The sequence below is a fragment of the Roseibium sp. M-1 genome (genome assembly GCF_054515675.1).
Genome location: NZ_CM137257.1, coordinates 4,387,281 through 4,409,452, shown reverse-complemented (window position 1 = coordinate 4,409,452; position 22,172 = coordinate 4,387,281). Strand labels below are relative to the sequence as shown.

Below are 22,172 nucleotides of genomic sequence, written 5' to 3'. Positions count from 1 at the left end.
TGACCCCAGGACAAGTCCCGCATGCCCACCTGGCGGCGCTTTCGCGCTTCTTTTGCCGACCACCTGATCCTCGTCACGGGGGCACTGATCATGGTGCTGCCGGTCTATTCGCTTTTTGCCGCGACAACGCATGCATCCGGTCCCGTCAGGCCGCGGCTGGATCTCGGCGGCAGTGTTGTCGACAATTATGGCGCGTTTCTGCAGGCCGGGTTCGGCTTTTCCGGCGACGTCACCGCGCTGTCGATGTTGTGGAACTCCCTGCTGCTCGGCGCCGGATTCGCCGGGTTGAAGGTGGTGCTGTCGCTTCTGGCCGCCTATGCCCTGATCTATTTCCGCGTCCGCTATGCCAGCGCGATCTTTGCCGTGCTGCTTCTGACCTTGCTGCTGCCGCTGGAATCCAGGTTTTTGCCGACCTATGCCGTTGTGGCGGAGCTTAACCTCGTGAATACCCGCGCCGGGCTGATCCTGCCGCTGGCCGCCTCCGGCCTCGGCACGCTGTTCTTCCGCCAGTTCCTGATGACCGTTCCCGACACGCTGCTGGAATCGGCCAGGCTCGATGGTGCCGGGCCGCTGAAGTTCTTCAAGGATATCCTGCTGCCCCTGTCGCTGCCGACCGCCGCCGCCCTATTCCTGGTGCTCTTCGTCAACGGCTGGAACCAGTATCTCTGGCCCGTCATCGTGACATCCGAGGAAAGCGCCTACACGCTGGTGCGCGGCATGCAGTTTTTCGGTACCGCGAGCCCGCGCGGCGCGATGCTTGCCATCTTGGCGGTCCTGCCGCCGGCCCTGCTTGTCATATTGTTTCAACGTCATGTGGTTAAAGGCCTGTTCGACGGCTCCCACTGACCTGCCCCCGCGCCGGCACGCCGGCACAAATGTCTCTTATCCGGCCCGAAAGGCAGAATATCTCATGTCATTTGAAGCGATCCTGTTCGACTGCGACGGCGTTCTGGTCGATTCGGAAAAGATCTATGTCGACGTGGAGCGCGAGCATCTGGCCCGGATCGGCCTGAATTACGAGCTGAAGGAGTTCATGGACCGGTTCCAGGGTCTCAGCGGCGTTGATTTCTGGGCAGCGCTTGACGGCGACCACCGTGCGCTTGGCAAAGGGCCGCTTCCCGAAACCTTTGGTCCGGAGCTCGACGCGGCGACGCTGGAGCGCATCAGCAGGGAGCTGACGGAAATCGCCGGCATCAAGCAGCTTCTGGACGTTCACAGAGGCCCCCGCGCGGTCGCATCTTCCTCCCGCATGGATCGGCTGATCCACAAGCTGCAGCACACCGGACTGCACGACTACTTCGCTCCGCATATCTATTCCGGCGAGCAGGTGGAAAACGGCAAGCCCGCACCGGACCTGTTCCTGTTCACGGCGTCGAAGCTGCAGGTGGACCCGGCCCGTTCGCTCGTTATCGAGGACAGCTCCAACGGTGTCAGGGCGGGCCTGGCGGCCGGCATGACGGTGTGGGGCTTTGTCGGCGGCGGCCACAGCCACGATGGCCACGCCGAGCAACTTCTGGCTGCCGGCGCCCACAGGGTCGTCGACAGCCATGACAATCTCGCCGCGCTTCTTCTGGCTGCGAGCCCGGCGGCCTAGAGCTTTAAGATCGATCAGCTTTTGGACGCTCAACCGATTCCGGTTGTGCGTCCGCTGATCTGGAGCAGTCCGTTACCGGCCCAGGTCGTGCTCCGGATTGGCGCTGATCCTGTGGATCGACAGGTCCGCACCCCGGTGTTCCTCTTCCGGCGAAAGCCGCAGGCCCATCGACACCTTCAAAAGGCCATAGACCACCAGACCGGCACCAAGAGCGTATGCCGCGCCGAGCAGCGTGCCGATAATCTGGCTGACCGGCGAGACCCCGCCGAGACCTCCAAGTGCTTCCAGCCCGAAAATACCGGCGGCAATGCCGCCCCAGGCCCCACAGATGCCGTGCAGCGGCCAGACGCCGAGGACGTCGTCGATCTTCAGCTTGTTCTGGCAGAATTCGAAGCCGATGACGAAGATGCCGCCGGCAACGCCGCCCACCGCAAGGCTTCCGATCGGATGCATCACGTCGGACCCGGCGCAAACGGCAACAAGCCCCGCAAGCGCACCGTTATGGACAAAGCCCGGGTCGGCCCGCCCGACGAAAAGGGCAACGAGGATGCCGCCGACCATGGCCATCAGCGAGTTGATCGCAACAAGGCCGGAGACGTTTTCCAGCGAGGCGGCCGTCATCACGTTGAAGCCGAACCAGCCGACGCATAGCATCCAGGATCCCATGGCAAGCCAGGGCAGCGAAGACGGCGGGATGCCGATGGGCCGGCCGTTGCGGTCGTAGCGGCCCCTGCGGGCACCGAGCAGCAGAACCGCCCCGAGTGCGATCCAGCCACCGACTGCATGCACGACGACGGACCCGGCAAAATCGTGGAACGGGGCACCGAAGGTCGCTTCCAGCCAGCCCTGAAAGCCGTAATTGCCGTTCCAGACCAGGCCTTCGAAAAGAGGATAGACAATGCCGACCAGGGCGACCGTCGCCAGGCACTGCGGCCAGAACTTCATCCGTTCGGCAATGCCGCCGGAAATGATCGCCGGAATGGCGGCGGCGAAGGTTGTCAGGAAGAAGAATTTCACCAGGGTCAGGCCCTGCAGTTCAAAGCCCTCGCCGCCGCCTGTCAGCGTTGCGGCATTGACCAGGAAGGTGGTGCCGTAGGCAACGGCGTAACCGACGAAGAAATAGGCGACCGTCGACAAGGCGAAATCGACGAGGATTTTCACCAGCGCATTGACCTGGTTCTTCTGCCGGACGGTACCGACTTCCAGAAAGGCGAAACCGCCATGCATGGCGAAGACGAGAATGGCCCCCACGAGGACGAAAAAGACGTCCCCGCCAACCCCAGATGCATTCATTTTGACCCCCAGTTAGGCAATCTGCCGTTTGTTTATGCGCTCAGGAGCCACAAGTATTCAAACTGCGTGCCAAACGGGCAATTGTCCGAAAAAGTCGCAGATTTTAGCCAATTTCTTAAGCAGCGCCCGGATGCGCAGGCGAGCTGCCTGCAAACAGACCGCTTAATTGTTAATCATTAGGCTTTTTTTTAAGCAGCAGGACGGTGATGCACCGCGCGCATAAAAAAGAGCCCGGGGTTGCCCCCGGGCTTTCCAAGTTTGCGGTCTGAGCCAATAGACCGCCTGGGAGATTTTGGTTCAGCGCTTGCCTTAGAAGCGCTGGGACCCGGTTCCGAATTCCGGATAGGCTTCGACACCGATTTCGACCTTGTCGAGACCGAGGGCTTCTTCCTCCTCGGAAACCCGGATACCCATGGAGGCTTTCAGGACGAACCACACGGCGCCGCTCAGGACCACGGTGAAGAGACCGATGGAGATGATGCCGATCAGCTGGGTGACGTAGGAAGCGTCGGAGTTGGACAGCGGAACGATCAGCGTGCCCCAGATACCTGCCAGCAGGTGGACCGGGATGGCACCGACTACGTCGTCGATCTTCAGCTTGTCGAGCATCGGAACCGCGAAGACCACGATGGCGCCGCCGACACCGCCGACGAAGACCGAAACCCACACGCTCGGCTGCAGCGGTTCTGCAGTGATGGCGACCAGACCGGCCAGCGCACCGTTGAGGGCCATGGTCACGTCGACCTTCTTGTAGAGGATCTGCGTCAGGACAATCGCGACGACGACACCGGCAGCAGCGGCCATGTTGGTGTTGGCGAAGATGCGGGAGATGTCGGAGACGTCACCGATGGAACCCATGGCAAGCTGGGACGCACCGTTGAAGCCGAACCAGCCGAGCCACAGGATGAACGTGCCGAGGGTTGCGAGCGGCATGGAGGAACCCGGGAACGGATGGACGGAACCGTCCGCACCGTATTTGCCTTTACGGGCACCGAGGATGATCGCACCGGTCAGGGCTGCCCAGCCACCGACGGAGTGCACCAGCGTGGAACCGGCGAAGTCGGAGAATTCAGCGCCGCCAATGCCCTTGACGAAATCGCCGTTGAGCCAGCCGCCGCCCCATTCCCAGGAACCGGTGATCGGGTAGAGGAAACCGGTCAGAACGACCGTGAAGATCAGGAACGGCCACAGCTTGATGCGCTCGGCAAGCGTGCCGGAAACGATCGAGGCCGTGGTTGCGCAGAACACCATCTGGAAGAACCAGTCGGAGGCCGTGGAATAGCCGGTATCGAGCGCGTTGCCACCGACGGCGTCGAACGCGTAGGGACCGAAGGAGCCCAGGAAGCCCCCATCGACGCCGGAATACATGAGGTTGTAACCGGTGATCCAGAACATCAGACCCGCGATGGAATAGAGGGCAATGTTCTTCAGGCACTGCATGGAGACGTTCTTGGACCGCACTAGGCCGGCTTCCAGCATGGCAAAGCCGGCGGCCATCCACATGACCAGGAAGCCACCGATCAGAAACAGCAGCGTGTTGAAGATGTAGGCGACTTCCGGCGACACCGCCGGCACTTCCGGAGCAGCTGTTGCGTCCTGTGCAAGCACGGGCAGAGCCGAGAGACCCAGCAAGGCCAGCGACGTCGCGCCCTTAGCGACTAGTTTTTTCATGATACGTTTCCTTACCTAAATCACAGAGCTTCAGCGTCGGTCTCGCCGGTGCGGATGCGCACGGCCTGATCGATCGAGTGGACGAAGATCTTTCCATCCCCGATCTGGCCGGTCTTGGCGGCGCTCGAGATCACTTCGACCACTTTTTCGACGGAGGCAGCATCCACAGCGACTTCGATCTTCAGCTTCGGCAGGAAGCTGACGGCATATTCGGTGCCGCGATAGATTTCGGTGTGCCCCTTCTGGCGGCCATAGCCCTTCACTTCAGTCACCGTTAGCCCCTGGACGCCGATGCCGGTCAGGGCATCACGCACTTCGTCGAGCTTGAACGGCTTGATGATGGCCATCACTATTTTCATTGCTCGTTCCATTCCCCTTGCTTAGGCCCCTTCCCGTCGAAGAAGCTCGGCCAACCACCCCGGAACCTGCGCCCGATTGCGTCCCCCTCTGGAAGGATCTTCTCAGGTCTTCGGCAGCACCACGCAGCGTGGCTGCAGCGTGACTCCGGGCCGGTGTCGCCCCTTCCTAATCAAGGACCGTGCCAACTCCGCGATTATGCCAGGCAATCGGCGGAAACCCGGGGATTCCGCTCCGCTTGATCCCGCATTGCGGGAAGCAGCAGCGTTTCGGGTGATGGCTTTTGAGGCAGTTTTTCTGCACAAAATTTCAACAGACAGAAAATTTGAGATTAAAAAATATGCAAATATGCCAAACTTCTTGCCGTCGCATAAAATAGCGGCAGATGGGAGAGCTCAATCGTTAACGGAACATGAATAAACGCCGGCCGATGGCAGGGGGCGTGGCAGACATGCTGAAGCTGACGCAAAGGCGCGCGCCGGCCGATACTGCTGCGGCTTTTCGCCCGAAAGTCTCAGGGTTGGCGCTGACCGCGATACGTCAGGCGGAGAACCCGCCGCTCTCCAGATAAGCGGTTTCTTCCGGTGTCGACGTCCGGCCAAGAATGGCGTTACGATGCGGAAACCGGCCGAAGCGGCGGATGACGTCCAGATGGATCAGCGCATAGTGATAGGCTTCCATCTCGCCGAGAACACGGCAGAGATCAACGCATTTTTCCTGATGCGCCATGTTTTCGGAATGCTCGAACGGCAGATAGAAGAAATTCCGCACTTCCGTTGGAAAGGCCCGGTCGAAGCCGTGCGCCAGCGCATATTCGGCAATCGGCAGCGCCTTGGCATCTCCGGAAAACGCCTTCGGCGTGCCGCGGAACACGTTTCTCGGCATCTGGTCGAGCAGCAGGATGAGCGCCAGCGTGCCTTCCGCGGTTTCGGCCCAGTGATCCAGCTTGCCGGCAATGGCGTCCTCGATCGCCCCAAGAAACATCTCTCGGCAATGGCTGTCGAATTTCTCTCCGCCGGAGAACCATTTCGACGCCCCCGCCCGCCACCAGAAATCGAGCACATCGAGGGACGAGATCGGCCGGTCGGTCATGAAATTCACCTTGAGAATCGGGGAGGAACGGAGCGTCCGGGGTACCTGCCCGGATTATTTGCCCGCCGTCAAGGCGCCGCAGGCAAGCGTCTTCCAGTTGACCTGGTGCTCCAGCGTTTGCGCCTCCAGGTACCCCTCGGCCTTCAGCACCGCCATCTCCCGCTTGAAGGCATCTACCAGCTCCGGATCCGTGCCCTTGCTGAAAACGGCCCAGAGCGGGTTCGCCAGCGCTTCGACAAAGATCACCGGCTGCAACTGGCTGCCGTCATATCCTTGCTTGCAGGCACTCGCCTCCGCCAGGAAGCCCGTCAGCGGCAACACGTCGATCCGGTCGAGAAAGAGCATCTCGATGCCCTGGTGGAAATCGGTGATCGGGACGATGTTCTCGCTGCCTTCGAAGCCCAGCTGATTGAGATAGGACAGCAGGTTGCTGCCATCCTGAACACCGATGCGGACGTCAAGATCCCGCAGGTCTTCGATCCGGCTGGCCTCGATCTTCGGCTTGGTCAAAAGCTGATAGAAATACTGCCCGTAAGGAGACACTTCACCGAGCCAGATGAACTTGTCTTCCCGCTCAGGCGTGCGCGACAGGGAGAAGAACAGGACGTTCGGAACACTTTCCGCCAGCAGCATCGCCCGTTTCCACGGCAGGAATTCATAGGCACCGATGGTGACGGGCAAGGTCTTGTTCACCCGCTCAGTGACGGCCAACATGTAGGTGGAGACATATCCGTCGGGCCTGCCTTCATTGTCCCACTGCAGGGGCGCGAAACTCTGGGTGACGATTTGGATTTCGGCCGCTTGCGCCCTGCCCGGGGTGCATGGAAGAAGCAGCGCTGCCATGGCAAGCACCGCGAAATTCCAAAATCCCACTCTCATTTGCCTACCCTGTTCTGTCGCAAACGCCGCCCCGAAAGCCGCCTGAAAACCGCACAAAATCAGCAATGCGCGGTTCAGGCAGTAAAGCATGACGTTGGAGGCTTGTTGAAAGCTTTCCGGCAGGGACCATCCAGAAACCGGAGTTCCGGCTTCCGCTCATCCCTCCGCGCGGTCCTGCACCCACCTGCCTTATCTTGGCAAATCAAACTAGTTTTGAACTCCTAATCTTGTATGAATGCGTGCCTGCCGGGACAGCAAGAAATCTGCTTGCGACCGGAAACCGTGCATTTGCAGGGAGACATGCGTGACAGACGAAACGACGCTCGACCTGAAGGGTCTGAAATGCCCGCTGCCCGTCTTGAAGACGCGAAAGGCCCTCACCCGGCTGGCGAGCGGCGACCGGCTGAGAGTGCTGACCACGGACCCGATGGCCGAGATCGATATTCCGCATTTTTGCAGCGAAAACGGCCACACGCTGCTGGAGGCAGAGCGCATCGAGGGCGGTCATCGCTTCCTGCTCGCCAAGGGCGGCTGATCTCCGCCAGCGTCATCAGCCGGCGATGCGGTCGATTTCTGCCGCAAGAGTCAGATCCAGCTGACTGAGGCCGCCGACATCGTGCGTCGCGAGCGTGATGTCGACACTTCGGTAGACATTGGACCATTCCGGATGGTGGTTCATCTTCTCCGCCACCAGCGCGACCTGGGTCATGAAGCCGAAGGCTTCGCGGAAATTCTGGAAGCGGAAGGATTTCGAGATGGCGTCCCGACCTTCACACAAGTGCCAGTCCTTCAGTTGCTTCAGCCCCGCGGCGCGGTCTTCGGGTTTCAGTCGCTCAGCCATCGGATCCTCCATCAAACGCTCTGACAACCCTAATCTAGGGCCGTTACAGACCCAAGGCGATTGCATTCGCCCCGGGATGTCCCCAGGGTGGCGCTAACTGTTCGCAGGAGAATCTCGTGACCCGATCAATCCTCTTTGTCTGCCTTGGCAATATCTGCCGCTCGCCCCTGGCCGAGGGCGTCTTCCGGGCGCTGGTCGAGGAATCGGGCCTGACCGGCCGGTTCGAGATCGATTCCGCCGGAACGGGCGCCTGGCACCAGGGCAATCCACCCGATCCCCGCTCGATCGACGTTGCCGCCCGGCACGGCATCGACATCTCATTTCAGCGCGCCCGGCAGGTGGTGGCGGAGGATTTCCACCGTTTCGACACCATCGTCGCCATGGACCGGGACAATCTCTCTGCGCTCAGGTCGAAGGCCGGCACGGCACCGGCTGCAATCCGGCTTCTTCTGAACGACCCGCCCCGCGATGTGCCCGATCCCTATTACGGCGGCCCGGACGGCTTCGAGGAGGTCTACCGGATGATCAGGTCCGGCGGAGAGGCGTTGCTGTCCAGCCAGGCTTCCCGGGACGAACCGCCTTCGGCCGGCCCGGCACGTTCATAAATCCGTCTCAGTGGCTGCGTATGGGTGGCTGTCCCAGTCGATTCCCTGGCTAAAACATGAAACTCCTGTGGTGGTCCCTTGCGGCGGCGCTGATCCTCGCCGGCCTGGCGACGGTCTGGTTGCCGATCCCGACCGGCGTTCCGCTTCTGGCACTCGGCATGATCGTTATCGTCGGCACCAGCCGCAGCGCGGCCCGCATGTTGCGTAGCCGCAGGCGCAGAACGCCGCGGCTGAACCATGCTATCAGCTGGGTGGAAGACCGGTCACCGCTGAAATTCGCCCGGATCCTGAAACGGACCCGGCCGCGCAAGGACTAGAGCATCGCGCGTTCAGGAGAACGCACATAAAATGCTCTACCACTTCAAGATCGATCAGCTTTTGGACGCTCAACCGTACCCGGTTGCGCGTCCGCTGATCTGGGTCAGCGTTCGGAAAAGACCCGAAACGCGCCTCGCGTTGCTTTCCGCAGCCGCACGGCAAGCCGCTGGACGATCCGCTGCAGCCTGCGCCCCTTCACCGTGAACCATTCGTCCAGCTGCCTGTCGCTGACGAGAGGCGGTGTCCTGCGATAGAGCAGATAGTGAACGCCCAGGATCAGGAGCAGGGTGAGCCCCCAGGACATCAGCGTGTCGGACAGGAAATGTCCGCCGAAGGCGACCCGGTTGACCGAAAGGATCAGTCCCAACGGCAGGACGAAGGCCAGAACAGCCTTGCGCCAGGAGGCGGGCACCAGAAACGCGACCGCCACCAGCCACATGGCGCCCGACGCTTCGCCCGAGACGAAGGAGCAGTTGCTGTCGCAATAGTCGGTCATCTTCCAGACAGGCTGAAACGGCAGGTCGCCGCCGAATTCCTCGACGTTGCGCGGCCGGGGCCGCCCCCAGTTGTTCTTTAGGATCAGATTGACCAGGACGCCTGGTCCGAGGATCAGCGTCGACAGCAGAAACAGCGGCTGGCGCAGCGGCATCAGGGGCGGACGGCCTGGGACGAGAAGCTTGATCAGCAGCACGGCGAGCGAGACGATCGCGATCACCCGAATGAGAAACGGCCCGAGATGACGCACATCCTGCAGGAAGGCGACATTCTCGGCCGCGAAGCCGTCCTTGCCGAAATGGAACCAGCTGCTTGCCCAGGGATCGACGCCCGGAAAACTCAGGAAGAACAGCGACACGGCGCAGAGATAGATTACGGTGGCGGCCATCGGGCGGCGGACGCACCATTGGGCTGATTTGCGCAAGGCCGACTTCGCATTATGGTGATCGGAACGGGTCTGCTTCATGGCTGCTCTTTATCGCATCCGGCAAGCCTATCCAATCCCCTCCTTGCGGCTGACCGGCGCGGGAATTTGCGGAGTTCGAACCGTGCCAGACAAGTTGCCGCCCGAGCATCCCGCCCGCACGAACATCGTGTCATTGCGGCCAGACGCAAGGCCGGTGCTGGAATTCTGGTACGAATTTGCCTCCACCTACAGCTACCTTTCGGCGATGCGGATCGAGGCGCTGGCGAAAGATCAGGGCGTCGCCATCGCCTGGCGGCCTTTTCTGCTGGGACCGATCTTCAAGAAGCAGGGCTGGCAGACTTCGCCCTTCAATCTTTATCCTGCCAAGGGGCGCTACATGTGGCGCGACATGGAACGCCAATGCGAACGCTACGGCCTGCCGCTGATGTTGCCCGATCCCTTTCCGCAAGCCGGGCTTCTCGCAGCCCGTATTGCACAAGCAGGCCGGGAAGAGTCCTGGATCGGTGCGTTCACAAGGGCCGTTTTCATCGCCGAATTCGGCCAGGGGCTGGATATTTCCGATGAAGCGCTGATGGCGGATCTGCTGCTGGAAACGGGTGCGCCTGCGCGGCAGATCCTGGAAGAGGCTCATTCGCGCGAAATTAAGATCAGCCTGCGCGCCGCAGTGAGCGAAGCCGAAAAGCACGGCATCTTCGGCGCGCCCAGCTTTGTGACCCCGAACGGCGACCTGTTCTGGGGGGATGACCGTCTTGAACAGGCGCTTGAAGCCGCGAGCGCACAGCCGGAAGGCACCTAGGACTGACGCCTATTCCGCAGACCCCAGCGGCCTGACCGCCTGCTCCATTGCCTGAAAGAGCGCCGCCGGAGACAGTGGCTTGGTCAGGGTCTCCTGAAAGCCAGCCTCGCGCAGGCGCTTGTCGCCGACCGATTCCAGCGCCGCCGTCACCGCGATCAGCGGCACATTTCCAGCAGACCCAAGGGCGCGCAGCTCCATCGCGGTTTCAAGTCCGCTCATGCCGGGCATGTGCAGGTCGAGCAGCACCGCGTCGTAGCTGTCTTTCTGCACCAGGCCGATCGCCTGCTCGCCGGACCGTGCAACATCCGAGGAGATGCCGAAGGATTCCAGCAGCGCCGACAGCAGACGGCAATTGGTCTCGTTGTCGTCGACGATAAGGACATGCGCCGACAGCGGGCCGGTCAGGCCGGTCTTTCGTCCTTCTTCGACGGCCACCCCGGTGTCGGGCTGTCCCGCGAGGCCGTCGGCATCGACAGGGATCTCGACTTCGAACCGGCTGCCGCCACCCTCCGGGCTGGACAGGATCAGGCGGCCGTTCATGTCGCGCACCATCTGCTCCGTCCCCCAGAGCCCGAGCCCGGTTCCGGGGCCTGCTTCACGCCCCCGACGGCCGCGCACAAAGGGCCGGAACAAACGGGCGCGCTCTTCCAGATCGATGCCCGGTCCGCTGTCCGTCACCGATATGCGGATGCGGTCCGGGCCGGAATCGGCAAGACCGACGGAAATGCCGCCATCGCTCGTGTATTTGACCGCGTTGTCGATGAGCGTGGTGATGACGCGGCGCAGGGTTCCGGCCTTGAAGGTCCGAACCTCGCCGAGGCTTCCTGCAATCGAGACGTCGAAGTCCAGCCCCTTGGCCCTGGCAGCGACCCGGAAAAGATCCGCGACTTCGGCAACGATATCGCCGATGCGTCCGGGCGCGCCGTCTGTCGCCGCGGCGGGATCGGCGGCAGCCACCAGCTCTCCCGTCATCTGTGTCAGCGCGTCGATGGAGCGGATCAGGATGGAGAGTTGCTCCTGCTGACTGTCACTGAGCTCACCCGAGCCAATCAGCTCTGCCGTCAGGCGCATGGCCGCCAAGGGCGTTCTGAGATCGTGGGCCAGAAGCGCAAGCTCGACGCTTTTCTCGTCTTGATCTGCCATGCGGCCCACTGTCCTTACCGAAACTAAGTCTGCCCGGCCTTGCCAGACGGGCGCCAAAAAGCCAAGTTGGTCTGAATCGTGCTTACCCTGACGGTCGGCCGCTGTCCATCCAGTCCGCACCTGCGCTCCGCTCACCCCTTGTTTGAAACAGCCTTCCGGCTGCCGCTCTTCATGCTTGTACAGACCTTTTCAATCGTTGCTCCCGTTTTCGTGCTGATCGGCGTCGGCTACGTCCTGGCTAAATTTCGCGTCCTGGGCGAAACCGCCAGCGAGGCGCTTGGTCAATTCGTCTATGTGGTCGCCATTCCGGTCCTGATCTTCCGCAGCCTTATCAATGCGGACCTGAGCTCCGGCCTGCCGCTGTCCCTCTGGGCGACCTATTTTATCGGTGTCGGCTCGGCCTGGTTCATGGGAGCGCTGCTCATCCGCAAGTTTTTCGGCCGGGATGCAAGGGCCAGTGCCATCGGCGGGATATCCGCGGCCTTCGCCAACACGATCATGGTCGGGTTGCCGCTTGCCGCGGCGGTCTATGGCGATGACGGCCTGGTTCCGGTTCTCCTGATCATTTCAATCCACCTGGCGGTGATGACGGTCCTGATGGCGATCGCCATGGAACGCGCTGCCGCGGCCGACAAGGGAACCCAAAAGCCGCCGCTCGGGTCGCTGCTGAAAGGGGCTGCGAAAAGCCTGGTCCGAAATCCGCTCGTCCTCACGATCATCGCCGCTTTCCTCTGGCGGCTGACCGGGCTTCAGATCCCGGAGATCGGGATGGACGTGCTCAACCGGATCGCCGGTACGGCGCTGCCGTTGGCGCTCTTGTCGCTCGGCATGAGCCTGGTGCAATACGGCATGCGCGGCAACGTTCTGCCGGGCCTGCTCCTGAGCGTGATCAAGATCGCCGTGATGCCGGTAATCGTCTTTGTCACCGGCGCCTTCGTCTTTGACCTGCCGCCATTGTGGACGGCGGTGGCGACCCTGACCGCCAGCTGCCCGACAGGTGTCAACGCCTATATCTTCGCCAACCGCTATGGCACCGGACATGCCATGTCCGCCAACGCCATTACGATGACCACCCTCACCGCAATCGTCTCGACCAGTCTTTGGGTCTGGTTCCTGGACCAGTGGTTCGGGCTCAGCCTGCGATGAGGTGACGGGTCACAGACCGATCCGCCGGCGCAACTCGGCATGGGTCATCCCGGCCGCGCGCAGCGACCGCAGGCTGGTGTCCTGATTGGACTTGGAGAGTTTGCGGCCGTCCTCGCCCAGGATCAGCCGGTGATGCCGGTAGACCGGCGCCGGCAGGCCGAGCAGTTCCTGCAGCAGCCTGTGCACGCTGGTGGCGTGGTAAAGGTCCTGTCCCCGGATGACATCCGTGATGCCCTGGCGTGCGTCGTCGACGACGACGGAAAGATGATAGCTGGTGGGTGTTTCCTTGCGCGCCAGCACCACGTCGCCCCATGCAGCCGGATCGGCCGCGATGGCCGCTGCCGGGCCAAAAAGGGTTTCGCCCTCGGATCCGGCCTCCTGCCAGAAGAGCGGTTTGCCAAGCCGGGCCAGGGCGGCCGCCATATCGAGGCGGAGCGCAAAGGGGGCATCGCTTTCGGCCCGGTCCCTGCACTCGGCTTCTGAAAGCACGGCCCGGTCGCCGGGATAGAGCGGCGCTCCGTCCGGATCGCGCGGCCAGGCCTTGCCTTCGGCCTCTGCCGTTGCGACATGCGCCTTTATCTCGGCCCGGGTGAGATAGGCCGGATAGACCAGCCCCATGTCCTGCAGCTGCTCCAAGGCGGCGCGGTAAAACGGAAAACACTGCGACTGCCGTATGACCGGCTGATCCAGCGGGACATTTAGCCAGACAAGATCCTCGAACATGTCCCGCTCGAGCTCCGGCGTGCAGCGGGTCTGGTCGATATCCTCCACGCGCACCAGAAACCGGCCGCTGAGGGCGACGGCGGCACGGGCGTTCAGCAATGCGGAAAGGGCGTGCCCGAGATGCAGATGCCCGTTGGGCGAAGGGGCAAAGCGGAGGACGGGCTTGGTCATCTTCTGGTGAGGTATCGCTTGACGGGCCGGGACGGGATCGTTCAAACCCTACCTATCACTCCCGGGCGGCCATGCAAGTGCCTCTCGCCCGCCTCTCCCTAACGGACAGCCGGTTCGACCGATGAAGCCGATTGCCACCGACGACGACATTCAGGACGGTCTGACGGCGCTCCTCGCGGCCGATCCGAGACTGGTGCCGATTGCCGATATGGCAGGACCCATTCCCCTGAGACGCCGTAAGGCGGATTTTGAAGGGCTCGCCCATATTGTCACCGGGCAGCAGGTGTCGGTGGCGAGCGCTTCGGCGATCTTCGCAAGGCTACAAGTGCTGGTCGAACCGCTGACGGCTGAAAAGCTCGACGGGTTCTGCGACGCGGATCTTGCCAGCGCCGGTCTGTCCCGGCCGAAAATCCGGACCCTGCGCGCGGTCACCGAAGCCTGCCTTGGCGGCCTCGATCTGGCCCATCTGGCCGAAGCGCCCGCCGACGAAGCCCATGCTCGCCTCTGCGCCATCAAGGGCATCGGCCGCTGGACGGCGGACATCTTCCTGCTCTTCTGTGCCGGGCACCCGGATGTCTTCCCGAGCGGCGATCTGGCCCTGCAGATCGCGGTGCAAGACGCTCTCGGCCTGCCCGAGCGTCCCGCGCCGAAGACGCTCGACACCATCGCCGAAGCCTGGGCACCACATCGGGCCGTTGCCGCCCGCCTGTTCTGGGCCTGGTACAAGGTGCGCAAGCAGGGACGCGAGACGCTGCCGGTTTAGAGCATCGTGCGTTCAGGAAAACGCATATCAGATGCTCCTCCACTTAAAGATCGATCAGCTTTCCGCCATATCCGCCACCGCCCGCAGCAGAAGATCGATGTCCTGCGGCCGCGACAGCCGGTGATCGCCATCTGGCACCAGTGAATAGGTGACATCGTCCTGCGGCAGGGCTTCGACCAGCCGTTGCGCGTGGCTGGCCGGAACGTCCGGGTCCTCTGCCCCCTGAAGGATCGTCACCGGCACGCCGAGATGCAGCGGTTTGCCGAAGAGAAGATGCTTGCGGCCGTCCTCGATCAGTTTGCGGGTGATCACGTAAGGGTCTTCGCTATAGGCCGATGGCTGTTCCCAGCGGCCATCGGTCAGGATCGCGTTGCGGATCTCTTCCGAGAACCGCTGCTTCCACATCAGTTCCTCGGTGAAATCGACGGCGGGCGCGATCAGGACCAGGCCCTTGATCCGGCCGCTTGCCTTGCGGCTGAGAGCGAGCAGCAGCGCAATCCAGCCGCCCATGGAAGACCCGACAAGCACGGTTTCGCCGGGGCAAAAGCGGTCGAAGACGGCTTCCGCCTCCTCCAGCCAGTCCGAAACGCAGGCGTCCTCGAAGTCGCCGTCCGACAGACCATGACCGGAATAATCGAACCGAACCACCGCCCGGCCCCCCTCTTCGCCGAAACCGGTAAGCGCCTCGGCCTTGGTTCCGGACATGTCGGACTTGAAACCGGACAGCCAGAGCAGGCCCGGCTGTGCGCCCGGGACCGCCCGTACAGCGATCCGTCGGGTCTTGCCGCTTTTTCCGACAGGGATGAATTGCGGTTCGCTCGCACCCATATTAAGTCTCTCGTTCAGCTCATCGTTTTCAGACAAGCCATTTGGCACAGACATTCCGTCTTGAAAAGTTTCCCGGAGTTTCCGCGTTGGTTGCCCTGCCGCCCAAGACCACCATTCTGCAAGTGATCCCGGATCTCAATTCCGGCGGTGCCGAGCGCACGACGCTTGATGTGGCACGGGCGGTTGTCGCCGGGGGCGGCACGGCGCTGGTCGCAAGCCAGGGTGGGCAGCTGGTGGCGGAGCTGGAAGCCTATGGCGCCGAGCACATCCAACTGCCGGTCAAGGCCAAGAACCCTGTGACGCTCTGGAAGAATGCTGCGCGCCTGGCCGAAATCGTAACGGAGCGCAAGGTGAGCGTCCTGCATGCGCGCAGCCGGGCCCCGGCCTGGTCGGCACTTTGGGCGGCCCGGCGCACGAAGACACCCTTCGTCACCACCTATCACGGCACCTATAACCAGTCGAACGCGCTGAAGGCCTTTTACAATTCCGTCATGGCGCGCGGCGATGCGGTGATTGCCAATTCCCATTTCATTGCCGACCTGATTGCCGGCCGTCATGCCTTTGCCAGAGACCGGATCACCGTCATCCAGCGCGGTTCGGATCTGAAGAGCCTTCATCCGGACAATGTCAGCGCCCTGCGGCGCCAGGCGCTCAAGGACCAGTGGGGCCTCCCGGCCGGGCGGCCGGTGATCCTGAACATGGCCCGCCTGACCGCGTGGAAGGGGCAGCGGGTGCTGATCGAGGCGATGAACCTCCTGAAGGAGGCAGGCCTCGGCGACCCGATTGCCATCCTGGCCGGCGACGCCCAGGGGCGCGACGGTTATGTGGCCGACCTTAAAAAACTGATCGCCGAGCACAATCTGCAGGACCGGGTGCGGCTGGTCGGGCATTGCGCCGACGTGCCCGCTGCCCTCGCTCTGGCCGACCTTGCCATTGTCGCCTCCATCGAACCAGAGGCTTTCGGCCGGGCCGCTGTCGAAGCGCAGGCGGCCGGTGTGCCGGTCATCGTTTCCGATCTCGGCGCGGTGCCTGAAACCGTGCTCGCCCCGCCGGAAGCTGCTGAAGACCAGCGTACCGGCTGGCGTGTGCCACCCGGCGACGCGCAAGCTCTCGCAAAAGCCATCCGCAACGTGCTCACCATGAACGAGGCGGCAAAAACGAAACTGACGGACAGGGCGCTCGGCCATGTCCGTCAGAATTTTTCCGTCGAAATCATGTGCGACCGGACGCTTGAGGTCTATCTCAAGGTCCTGGGGTCTACAGACTCTCCGGCTTAAGCTGCCCGGATCTGCTCCAGGAAACGGCCGACTTCCTCTCTGAGCAGGCCCGACTGCTGCGTCAGCTCGTCGATACTGTCCTGCACCTGCCGAGTCGCGTCGCTCGCTTCCACCGAAGCTTCCTTCACCACCTGAATGCTGTCGGAGACATCGCGGGTGCCGTTGGCCGCCTGGGCGACGTTCTCCGCAACGCTCTGCGTCGTTGCACCCTGCTCTTCCATCGCGGATGCGATGGCGGTGGAGGACTGTTCCAGATCGCGGATGACATCGCCGATCTTGCCGATTGAGCCGACCGCGGTCTTGGTCTCTGCCTGGATCTCGGTCACCAGCTCGGAAATGCTCTCGGTCGCCTTGGCGGTCTCGCTGGCGAGCGCCTTCACTTCGCTGGCGACCACCGCAAAGCCCTTTCCGGCCTCGCCGGCACGGGCGGATTCGATGGTGGCATTCAGCGCCAAGAGGTTTGTCTGCTCGGCGATGTCGGAGATCATGGACACTACCTCGCCGATCCGATCGGCCATGCCTGCAAGCGCGTCCATCTGGTTCGCGGTCTGGGCGACGTCCTGGGCAGCACTGCGCGAGGCGGCGGAGGCGCGGATGACCTGCTGGTTGATCTCGCTGATGGAGGCCGTCATTTCCTCTGCGGCAGAGGCGACGACGCTGACATTTTCCGTTGTCTGCGACGAGGCAAGCGCGGCGTTCTCGGCACGCTCGCTGGTGTTGGAGGAGACGCGCGACATGGTCTGCGCGCTCTGGTCCAGGCTGGCCGCCGTGCTGGCGACGCGCTGGACGATGGCACCGACAGAGACGTCGAACTGTTTGGCGAGCCGCTCCATGAGGGAACGCTTGTCCTGCTCCGCCCGCGCGGCCTGGGCGGTCTGTTCCTCTTCCAGCTCGCGGGTGCGGATGGCATTGGTGCGGAACACCTCGACGGCCCGCGCCATGCTGCCGATCTCGCTCTTGCGGTCGGTGAACTGAACGTCGATGTCGATTTCACCGCCGGCGAGCGAACGCATGGTCCCCGTCAGCGACTTGATCGGGCCGGTGATGCTGCGCCCGATGAGCCAGCCGAGGCCGATGGCAAGTGCAAGGGCGATGGCCGAGACGGTCAGATAGGTCATGCGGGACGCGGTCTGCGCGCCGGCAAGTGCCATTTCCGCGGCCTGTTTGCCGGCATAGGCGGCTTCCGACATCGCCGACCATTCGGGAGCGATCCTGGAATAGATCTTTTCCGTCTTTTCGAGAGCGGCCTTGATTTCACCGGCTTTGGTTGCGTAGTTCTTGAAGGCGGCCTGATAGGTGTCGAGCAGTTTGGTGATTTCTCCCTGTTCACCGTCGTTGAGGCCGCTCTTGGGCAACAGGTCCGCGAACTCGGCCCTGCGCTTGTCGATGTCGCCGATATATTTCTCGGCTCCGCGCAGCATGAAGTCCTTTTCATGCCGGCGCATCATCAGCATCTTCGCCGTCAGAGCGTCGAGATTTGCGGCATCCAGCCTCTTCTCCACATCCTGCACCGCAGTGCGCAACGCACCCTGAAGGCCGCTGTTCTCGTCCAGGCCCATCTGCCGGACAGGATTACGAACTGCGCCTGATGCTCGTCCAGCACCTTGTGCAGGCTTGAGATGTTGCCCTTGACCGGCGCCGACTGGTCCTTGGCCTCGACATCGCCGAGACGGGTCTTGGCCTCGTCGAATTCCGCATTGTATTCCTCGACGAACGCCGGATCCTTCGTCAAAAGGAAGTCCTTCTGGCTGCGCCGCATGTTCTGGGCATGCGCCTGAACCTGCGACACGTAATAGTCCATCTGGGAATATTCGGCGAGATTGTCGATCTCCGTCGACACGATCTTCTGGCTGTAGAACGACGTGCCGAGAAGCACGCCGATGGCGACGATGGTAATCGCGGAAAGCGCACCCACGCGCACTGCGATGGGCAGGTCGGCTAGAAACTTCATCTGGGTCTCTTTTTTGTTTTGGGTCACTCTTTTCGAGTGCTGCACAGACTCACCAGATGAAACAAAAGCGATTAATATTCCTTTACAGAGCTTGAATTTTTGGTCAGTGTTTTTTCTAAACTACAGGTTTAAACAGGATAAAGACTCAATCAAAAAGAAAAAGATTCCGGTCTTTATTAGCCATCTAATTTGAAAAGCTGATTTGGCAACGCCTTTTGACTGCTTTCAACTCGTGCTACTCTGTTCAATCTGCATAATTGTCCAGTCAAGGACCGATGACCGTGCGCCGGATGACGATTTTTATCGTCCTCATTGGCCCGATCCTCGGATCGGGGGATATTTCTCGCGCTGAAATACGTTCCGATCTCACGGAAAAGAGTTATGTCGTCCGCGGAACCTCGGCGATGGAAGTGGCAGCCTTCATGCGCAACCGTCCGTTTCGCGGCGACTATGGCCCTGCGATCGCCAATATCCGTCCGCGCTATTCCTATACGTTCAAAACCGAAAAGAAGCAGGCTCAGTGCCGGATCACGCAATTCAGGTTTCAGATCCATTTCACCATGACGCTGCCCAAGGCGCGCAACGAGAAGGCCTTCGACAAGCGCACTCGCAGTGCCTGGCGCAGCCTGCGGTCCTTCACGAGACGGCACGAGATGGTGCATCGGCGCATCTATCTGGATTGTGCCCGCGACATGGAGCGGAAGGTCATGAAATTGCGCCCGCGCAGTTGCGGTGGCATCGACTGGCAGATCCGCCGGATTGTCAACGACGGCAAAAAGGCCTGCCGGGAAAAACACCTCGCCTTCGACCGGCGCGAACTCAAGCGCCTGACCTATCACCGCTTCTTCGAAATGGCGCGCCGGGAGCGCGACCGGCGGCGTGCAACACTGCGGCAACGGGCGGATACCGTCCGCGCCACCGGCCGGGTGCTGTTTTATGTTGGCGAATAGAGCACGTCGCGAAAAAGTGGATTCCGGTTTTTCGCAAAAAGGCGTGCGTCAAAAAAGAGATAAAGCGGGTCACGTGAATTCAATTGAACGCGACACGCTTTAGAGCATCGCGCGTTCAGGAGAACGCACATAAGATGCTCTACCACTTTAAGATCGATCAGCTTTTGGACGCTCAACCGTTTCCGGTTGTGCGCCTGCTGATCTAGGCCCGCCGAATCTCCGGCAGCTCACGCCGCCAGTGGATAGGCCTCTTCCACCAGATAGGGTCCGCCGCCGACACTGGATTTGGCCGAGAACAGCACGAACCGTCCGGCAATGAAGGGCTGGGCCTGGAAGTTGCCGCGTTCGCTCAGCCACTTGGCCACATCCTCGTTGGTCGAGGTCCTGCAGCGGGCGATCGTGACATGGGGAATGTATTTGCGCCGCTCGGCCGGCAGATGCAGCCGCTGGATGATGCGCTCCTGCTCCGCCTGCAGCTCGCCGAGCTGCGCGGTCGGCTCGACCCGGGCCCACACCGCGTGCGGTTTGCCGTTGCCGAAGGACCCAAGGCCGTTCAGGCGGATCTCCACCGGATCGCGGCGGACCCGGTCGAGCGCTTCGGCCACCTCATAGGCGGTGCGGTCGTCGATGTCGCCGATAAAGCGCAAGGTGATGTGGTAGTTTTCAGGATCGATCCAGCGGGCGCCCCGAAGGCCACCCCGGAGCATTGAAAGCATGAGTGCCGTCTGGGACGGAATCTCAAGGCCTGTAAATAGGCGCGGCATGGGTTTTCCCTCCGCTGTCGCTGATGAATCCCATCAGGAATCAACTTCATGAAAATCGCAAGACAAAAAACCAAGATATTGAGATTGCCATCGAATTCGATGTGAACAACAAAAGACGGGCCGGTTGAAGCCGGTCCCGCCTTTGCCTGAAAATGATTCTCTTAGTGCACGTCGCGAAAAAGTGGGTTCCGGTTTTTCGCAAAAGGACGTGCGTCAAAAAAGAGAGAAAGCGGGTCACGTGAATTCAATTGAACGTGACACGCTTTAGGGAAACCGTTCCGATTTCGGCATTGGCCCGGACTTACGGTGCCGGATTGCCGAAAGTCTGGTGCAACTCGTCGATTTTCTCCAGAACGTCACTGCCGAGGGTGAGCTCCGCCGCCCCGATATCCGTCTCCAGTTGCTCCATGTTCGTTGCGCCCAGGATGACCGACGTCATGAAGGAACGCGACATGGCAAAGGCGATCGCCATCTGCGAGGGATCGAGCCCGGCCTCGTTCGCAAGATCGAGGTAGGCGTCGACCGCCTCGATGGACCGCGGGTGCTCGTAGCGCTGCAGCCGGTTGAACAGCGTCTTGCGCGCGCCGGCCGGCAGGGCACCGTCCCGGTATTTGCCGGTCAGGTAGCCTTGCGCGAGTGCCGAATAACCGAGAAGGCCGACATTCTCCCGCCGGGCGATTTCCGCAAGGCCGGTCTCGAACGTCCGGTTGACCAGCGAATAGGCATTCTGGATCGAAGCGACGCGCGGCAGGCCGTGAAGTTCGGAGGCGGCGACATACCGCATGGTGCCCCAGGAGCTTTCGTTGGAAACGCCGACATGGCGGATCTTGCCGGCCTTGACGAGATCGCCAAGGACTTCCAGCGTTGACTGAATGCTGTTTTCGTCCTCAGCCTGGTCCACATCCACCCAGCGCGTCGGGTTGGAGCCGAAGCCCGAGACGTTCCGGTCCGGCCAGTGAATCTGGTACAGATCGATATAGTCGGTCTGCAGGTTCTTCAGGCTGCGGTCGACCGCAAATTCGATCTGCGCACGGGTGAGACTGGCCTTGCCGCCATTCTCGCGGAACCAGTCCATATCCGTCCTGCCGACGATCTTGGTGGCCATGACCACCTTGTTGCGCTTGCCGGTCTTCTTGAACCACGTACCGATGATGCGCTCGGTCCGCCCCTGCGTCTCCCTATTCGGCGGGATCGGATAGAGTTCGGCAGCATCGAAGAAATTGATGCCCTTTTCGAGGGCATGGTCCATCTGCATGTGACCTTCGGCTTCCGAATTCTGTTCGCCAAAGGTCATGGTTCCAAGGCAAAGGGCGCTAACCTGCACATCCGTGCGGCCGAGACGGCGGTGTTCCATCAGGCTTTCCTTCAATCAAAAAACAGGGCAAAGCGAAAGCCGGACGGCTTCCGCGCCAACAGTGTGTGGACGATCAGGACGATCGGGCTTTGGCCAAAAGCTCTTCGACTTTCGGCAGAATTCTTTCAACAATCACGGCAACGCCATCCGCATTCGGATGCATGCCGTCGTCGAGGTTGAGATCCGGATTGAGGGCGACTCCATCCAGGAAGAAGGGATAAAGCAAGGTCTCGCGGGATTTTGCAACCTCGGCATAAATCGGATCGAAGGCTTCGGCATAATCGGGACCGAGATTGCGCGGAGCCAGCATGCCGGTCAGCAGTACCTCGACGCCGCGCTCCTTCAGACGGCGGGCAATTTCATCGATATTGGCCCTTGTTGCCTCCGGCGGCAGGCCGCGAAGGGCATCGTTTGCGCCGAGTTCCACGATTGCCGCATCCGTGTCCGGGCCGATCGACCAGTCCAGCCGGGAAAGACCGCCGAAGGACGTATCGCCGGAGACGCCGGCATTGACGACCTCGACCGAATAGCCCTTTTCGCCAAGCGCCTTTTGCAATTGTTCCGGAAAGCCCGCACCCGCTGGCAACTGGAACCCGGCGGAGAGACTGTCGCCGAGAACGACGAGTTTCAGCTCGGCCGCCTGAACTGCCACAGGCAGCAGGAGCAGAAACAAAAAGGAGAGACCGGCAAGAACCTTGTTCACGCTATTCCTCTTTCGCACTGGAAGACGCGTT

General features: G+C 61.7%; 25 protein-coding genes. 10 read left to right on the top strand and 15 right to left on the bottom strand.

Annotated features, from left to right (window positions below; genetic code table 11):
• The first annotated feature begins 21 nt into the window (after nucleotides 1–21).
• Together ACX3M4_RS20030 and ACX3M4_RS20025 are read left to right on the top strand one after the other, a co-directional pair.
• Entirely contained in the window at nucleotides 22–846 is an 825-nt protein-coding gene (locus tag ACX3M4_RS20030) for an ABC transporter permease subunit (RefSeq protein WP_459354750.1), read from the top strand.
• Between the two features lie 64 nt (nucleotides 847–910).
• Nucleotides 911–1,594, top strand: a complete 684-nt coding sequence (locus ACX3M4_RS20025) for an HAD family hydrolase (protein WP_459354749.1) — start codon at nucleotides 911–913, stop codon at nucleotides 1,592–1,594.
• A 72-nt stretch (nucleotides 1,595–1,666) separates the two neighbouring features.
• On the opposite strand, the gene ACX3M4_RS20020 is transcribed toward ACX3M4_RS20025, so the two are convergent.
• The 5 genes from ACX3M4_RS20020 to ACX3M4_RS20000 all read right to left on the bottom strand — a co-directional run bounded on the left by ACX3M4_RS20020 (nucleotide 1,667) and on the right by ACX3M4_RS20000 (nucleotide 6,886).
• Nucleotides 1,667–2,887, bottom strand: coding sequence for an ammonium transporter (locus tag ACX3M4_RS20020; RefSeq protein ID WP_459354748.1), 1,221 nt, complete (start codon nucleotides 2,885–2,887; stop codon nucleotides 1,667–1,669).
• Nucleotides 2,888–3,196: 309 nt separating this feature from the next.
• Nucleotides 3,197–4,558 (bottom strand): ammonium transporter, encoded by a 1,362-nt coding sequence (locus tag ACX3M4_RS20015; protein WP_459354747.1) that lies wholly within the window; start codon nucleotides 4,556–4,558, stop codon nucleotides 3,197–3,199.
• Nucleotides 4,559–4,578: 20 nt separating this feature from the next.
• A complete protein-coding gene (locus ACX3M4_RS20010; RefSeq protein ID WP_459354746.1) occupies nucleotides 4,579–4,917 on the bottom strand; it encodes a P-II family nitrogen regulator in 339 nt (112 codons plus the stop codon).
• Nucleotides 4,918–5,455: 538 nt separating this feature from the next.
• Nucleotides 5,456–6,007, bottom strand: coding sequence for a DUF924 family protein (locus tag ACX3M4_RS20005; protein WP_459354745.1), 552 nt, complete (start codon nucleotides 6,005–6,007; stop codon nucleotides 5,456–5,458).
• Between the two features lie 54 nt (nucleotides 6,008–6,061).
• A complete protein-coding gene (locus ACX3M4_RS20000) occupies nucleotides 6,062–6,886 on the bottom strand; it encodes a substrate-binding periplasmic protein (protein ID WP_459354744.1) in 825 nt (274 codons plus the stop codon).
• A gap of 304 nt (nucleotides 6,887–7,190) precedes the next feature.
• On the opposite strand from ACX3M4_RS20000, the gene ACX3M4_RS19995 reads away from it, so the two are divergent.
• Complete coding sequence (locus ACX3M4_RS19995; protein WP_459354743.1) at nucleotides 7,191–7,421, top strand: sulfurtransferase TusA family protein; 231 nt, start codon at nucleotides 7,191–7,193, stop codon at nucleotides 7,419–7,421.
• Nucleotides 7,422–7,436: 15 nt separating this feature from the next.
• Here the strand turns inward: ACX3M4_RS19995 and ACX3M4_RS19990 are convergent, their stop codons facing one another.
• A complete protein-coding gene (locus ACX3M4_RS19990; RefSeq protein WP_459354742.1) occupies nucleotides 7,437–7,727 on the bottom strand; it encodes a 4a-hydroxytetrahydrobiopterin dehydratase in 291 nt (96 codons plus the stop codon).
• A 116-nt stretch (nucleotides 7,728–7,843) separates the two neighbouring features.
• Between ACX3M4_RS19990 and ACX3M4_RS19985 the strand changes: the two genes are divergently transcribed.
• Nucleotides 7,844–8,332 carry a low molecular weight protein-tyrosine-phosphatase gene (locus ACX3M4_RS19985; RefSeq protein WP_459354741.1) on the top strand — a complete coding sequence of 163 codons (489 nt, stop codon included), beginning with the start codon at nucleotides 7,844–7,846 and terminating at the stop codon, nucleotides 8,330–8,332.
• Between the two features lie 56 nt (nucleotides 8,333–8,388).
• A complete protein-coding gene (locus tag ACX3M4_RS19980) occupies nucleotides 8,389–8,649 on the top strand; it encodes a hypothetical protein (RefSeq protein WP_459354740.1) in 261 nt (86 codons plus the stop codon).
• A 104-nt stretch (nucleotides 8,650–8,753) separates the two neighbouring features.
• Here ACX3M4_RS19980 and ACX3M4_RS19975 read toward each other — a convergent pair whose 3' ends face one another.
• Entirely contained in the window at nucleotides 8,754–9,611 is an 858-nt protein-coding gene (locus tag ACX3M4_RS19975) for a phosphatase PAP2 family protein (RefSeq protein WP_459354739.1), read from the bottom strand.
• 205 nt (nucleotides 9,612–9,816) lie between these two features.
• On the opposite strand from ACX3M4_RS19975, the gene ACX3M4_RS19970 reads away from it, so the two are divergent.
• The gene (locus ACX3M4_RS19970) at nucleotides 9,817–10,368 is read left to right on the top strand and encodes a DsbA family protein (protein WP_459359468.1); all 552 of its coding nucleotides are present in this window, start codon (nucleotides 9,817–9,819) and stop codon (nucleotides 10,366–10,368) included.
• A gap of 9 nt (nucleotides 10,369–10,377) precedes the next feature.
• On the opposite strand, the gene ACX3M4_RS19965 is transcribed toward ACX3M4_RS19970, so the two are convergent.
• A complete protein-coding gene (locus tag ACX3M4_RS19965) occupies nucleotides 10,378–11,511 on the bottom strand; it encodes a hybrid sensor histidine kinase/response regulator (protein ID WP_459354738.1) in 1,134 nt (377 codons plus the stop codon).
• Between the two features lie 171 nt (nucleotides 11,512–11,682).
• Between ACX3M4_RS19965 and ACX3M4_RS19960 the strand changes: the two genes are divergently transcribed.
• On the top strand, nucleotides 11,683–12,657 hold the full coding sequence (locus ACX3M4_RS19960; protein ID WP_459354737.1) for an AEC family transporter: 975 nt from the start codon (nucleotides 11,683–11,685) through the stop codon (nucleotides 12,655–12,657).
• Nucleotides 12,658–12,666: 9 nt separating this feature from the next.
• On the opposite strand, the gene gluQRS is transcribed toward ACX3M4_RS19960, so the two are convergent.
• Nucleotides 12,667–13,551, bottom strand: coding sequence for a tRNA glutamyl-Q(34) synthetase GluQRS (gene gluQRS / locus ACX3M4_RS19955; RefSeq protein WP_459354736.1), 885 nt, complete (start codon nucleotides 13,549–13,551; stop codon nucleotides 12,667–12,669).
• Between the two features lie 121 nt (nucleotides 13,552–13,672).
• Between gluQRS and ACX3M4_RS19950 the strand changes: the two genes are divergently transcribed.
• Complete coding sequence (locus ACX3M4_RS19950) at nucleotides 13,673–14,314, top strand: DNA-3-methyladenine glycosylase family protein (protein WP_459354735.1); 642 nt, start codon at nucleotides 13,673–13,675, stop codon at nucleotides 14,312–14,314.
• A 54-nt stretch (nucleotides 14,315–14,368) separates the two neighbouring features.
• On the opposite strand, the gene ACX3M4_RS19945 is transcribed toward ACX3M4_RS19950, so the two are convergent.
• Complete coding sequence (locus tag ACX3M4_RS19945; protein WP_459354734.1) at nucleotides 14,369–15,142, bottom strand: alpha/beta hydrolase; 774 nt, start codon at nucleotides 15,140–15,142, stop codon at nucleotides 14,369–14,371.
• Between the two features lie 41 nt (nucleotides 15,143–15,183).
• On the opposite strand from ACX3M4_RS19945, the gene ACX3M4_RS19940 reads away from it, so the two are divergent.
• Nucleotides 15,184–16,419, top strand: a complete 1,236-nt coding sequence (locus ACX3M4_RS19940; protein ID WP_459354733.1) for a glycosyltransferase family 4 protein — start codon at nucleotides 15,184–15,186, stop codon at nucleotides 16,417–16,419.
• Here the strand turns inward: ACX3M4_RS19940 and ACX3M4_RS19935 are convergent.
• Nucleotides 16,416–17,921 (bottom strand): methyl-accepting chemotaxis protein, encoded by a 1,506-nt coding sequence (locus ACX3M4_RS19935; protein WP_459354732.1) that lies wholly within the window; start codon nucleotides 17,919–17,921, stop codon nucleotides 16,416–16,418. The genes ACX3M4_RS19940 and ACX3M4_RS19935 overlap by 4 nt on opposite strands.
• On the bottom strand, nucleotides 17,882–18,370 hold the full coding sequence (locus ACX3M4_RS19930) for a CHASE3 domain-containing protein (protein WP_459354731.1): 489 nt from the start codon (nucleotides 18,368–18,370) through the stop codon (nucleotides 17,882–17,884). Before ACX3M4_RS19930 ends, ACX3M4_RS19935 begins: the two co-directional genes overlap by 40 nt.
• Before the next feature lie 290 nt (nucleotides 18,371–18,660).
• Between ACX3M4_RS19930 and ACX3M4_RS19925 the strand changes: the two genes are divergently transcribed.
• Entirely contained in the window at nucleotides 18,661–19,320 is a 660-nt protein-coding gene (locus ACX3M4_RS19925) for a DUF922 domain-containing protein (protein ID WP_459354730.1), read from the top strand.
• Nucleotides 19,321–19,547: 227 nt separating this feature from the next.
• Here the strand turns inward: ACX3M4_RS19925 and thpR are convergent, their stop codons facing one another.
• From thpR to ACX3M4_RS19910, 3 genes are all read right to left on the bottom strand, one after another.
• Complete coding sequence (gene thpR / locus ACX3M4_RS19920) at nucleotides 19,548–20,084, bottom strand: RNA 2',3'-cyclic phosphodiesterase (protein WP_459354729.1); 537 nt, start codon at nucleotides 20,082–20,084, stop codon at nucleotides 19,548–19,550.
• Nucleotides 20,085–20,385: 301 nt separating this feature from the next.
• Nucleotides 20,386–21,438: an aldo/keto reductase gene (locus ACX3M4_RS19915; RefSeq protein ID WP_459354728.1), complete on the bottom strand. Its 1,053-nt coding sequence runs from the start codon at nucleotides 21,436–21,438 to the stop codon at nucleotides 20,386–20,388.
• A gap of 73 nt (nucleotides 21,439–21,511) precedes the next feature.
• Nucleotides 21,512–22,141, bottom strand: coding sequence for an arylesterase (locus ACX3M4_RS19910; RefSeq protein WP_459354727.1), 630 nt, complete (start codon nucleotides 22,139–22,141; stop codon nucleotides 21,512–21,514).
• Nucleotides 22,142–22,172 lie beyond the last annotated feature (31 nt).

What these genes read in the sequence shown, in the direction of transcription:
- ACX3M4_RS20030 (WP_459354750.1), top strand. Translation starts at nt 22, where the DNA reads ATGCCCACCTGGCGGCGCTTTCGCGCTTCTTTTGCCGACCACCTGATC.
- ACX3M4_RS20025 (WP_459354749.1), top strand. Translation starts at nt 911, where the DNA reads ATGTCATTTGAAGCGATCCTGTTCGACTGCGACGGCGTTCTGGTCGAT.
- ACX3M4_RS20020 (WP_459354748.1), bottom strand. Translation starts at nt 2,887, where the DNA reads ATGAATGCATCTGGGGTTGGCGGGGACGTCTTTTTCGTCCTCGTGGGG.
- ACX3M4_RS20015 (WP_459354747.1), bottom strand. Translation starts at nt 4,558, where the DNA reads ATGAAAAAACTAGTCGCTAAGGGCGCGACGTCGCTGGCCTTGCTGGGT.
- ACX3M4_RS20010 (WP_459354746.1), bottom strand. Translation starts at nt 4,917, where the DNA reads ATGAAAATAGTGATGGCCATCATCAAGCCGTTCAAGCTCGACGAAGTG.
- ACX3M4_RS20005 (WP_459354745.1), bottom strand. Translation starts at nt 6,007, where the DNA reads ATGACCGACCGGCCGATCTCGTCCCTCGATGTGCTCGATTTCTGGTGG.
- ACX3M4_RS20000 (WP_459354744.1), bottom strand. Translation starts at nt 6,886, where the DNA reads ATGAGAGTGGGATTTTGGAATTTCGCGGTGCTTGCCATGGCAGCGCTG.
- ACX3M4_RS19990 (WP_459354742.1), bottom strand. Translation starts at nt 7,727, where the DNA reads ATGGCTGAGCGACTGAAACCCGAAGACCGCGCCGCGGGGCTGAAGCAA.
- ACX3M4_RS19980 (WP_459354740.1), top strand. Translation starts at nt 8,389, where the DNA reads ATGAAACTCCTGTGGTGGTCCCTTGCGGCGGCGCTGATCCTCGCCGGC.
- ACX3M4_RS19975 (WP_459354739.1), bottom strand. Translation starts at nt 9,611, where the DNA reads ATGAAGCAGACCCGTTCCGATCACCATAATGCGAAGTCGGCCTTGCGC.
- ACX3M4_RS19970 (WP_459359468.1), top strand. Translation starts at nt 9,817, where the DNA reads ATGCGGATCGAGGCGCTGGCGAAAGATCAGGGCGTCGCCATCGCCTGG.
- ACX3M4_RS19965 (WP_459354738.1), bottom strand. Translation starts at nt 11,511, where the DNA reads ATGGCAGATCAAGACGAGAAAAGCGTCGAGCTTGCGCTTCTGGCCCAC.
- ACX3M4_RS19960 (WP_459354737.1), top strand. Translation starts at nt 11,683, where the DNA reads ATGCTTGTACAGACCTTTTCAATCGTTGCTCCCGTTTTCGTGCTGATC.
- gluQRS (WP_459354736.1), bottom strand. Translation starts at nt 13,551, where the DNA reads ATGACCAAGCCCGTCCTCCGCTTTGCCCCTTCGCCCAACGGGCATCTG.
- ACX3M4_RS19950 (WP_459354735.1), top strand. Translation starts at nt 13,673, where the DNA reads ATGAAGCCGATTGCCACCGACGACGACATTCAGGACGGTCTGACGGCG.
- ACX3M4_RS19945 (WP_459354734.1), bottom strand. Translation starts at nt 15,142, where the DNA reads ATGGGTGCGAGCGAACCGCAATTCATCCCTGTCGGAAAAAGCGGCAAG.
- ACX3M4_RS19930 (WP_459354731.1), bottom strand. Translation starts at nt 18,370, where the DNA reads ATGAAGTTTCTAGCCGACCTGCCCATCGCAGTGCGCGTGGGTGCGCTT.
- ACX3M4_RS19925 (WP_459354730.1), top strand. Translation starts at nt 18,661, where the DNA reads ATGACGATTTTTATCGTCCTCATTGGCCCGATCCTCGGATCGGGGGAT.
- thpR (WP_459354729.1), bottom strand. Translation starts at nt 20,084, where the DNA reads ATGCCGCGCCTATTTACAGGCCTTGAGATTCCGTCCCAGACGGCACTC.
- ACX3M4_RS19915 (WP_459354728.1), bottom strand. Translation starts at nt 21,438, where the DNA reads ATGGAACACCGCCGTCTCGGCCGCACGGATGTGCAGGTTAGCGCCCTT.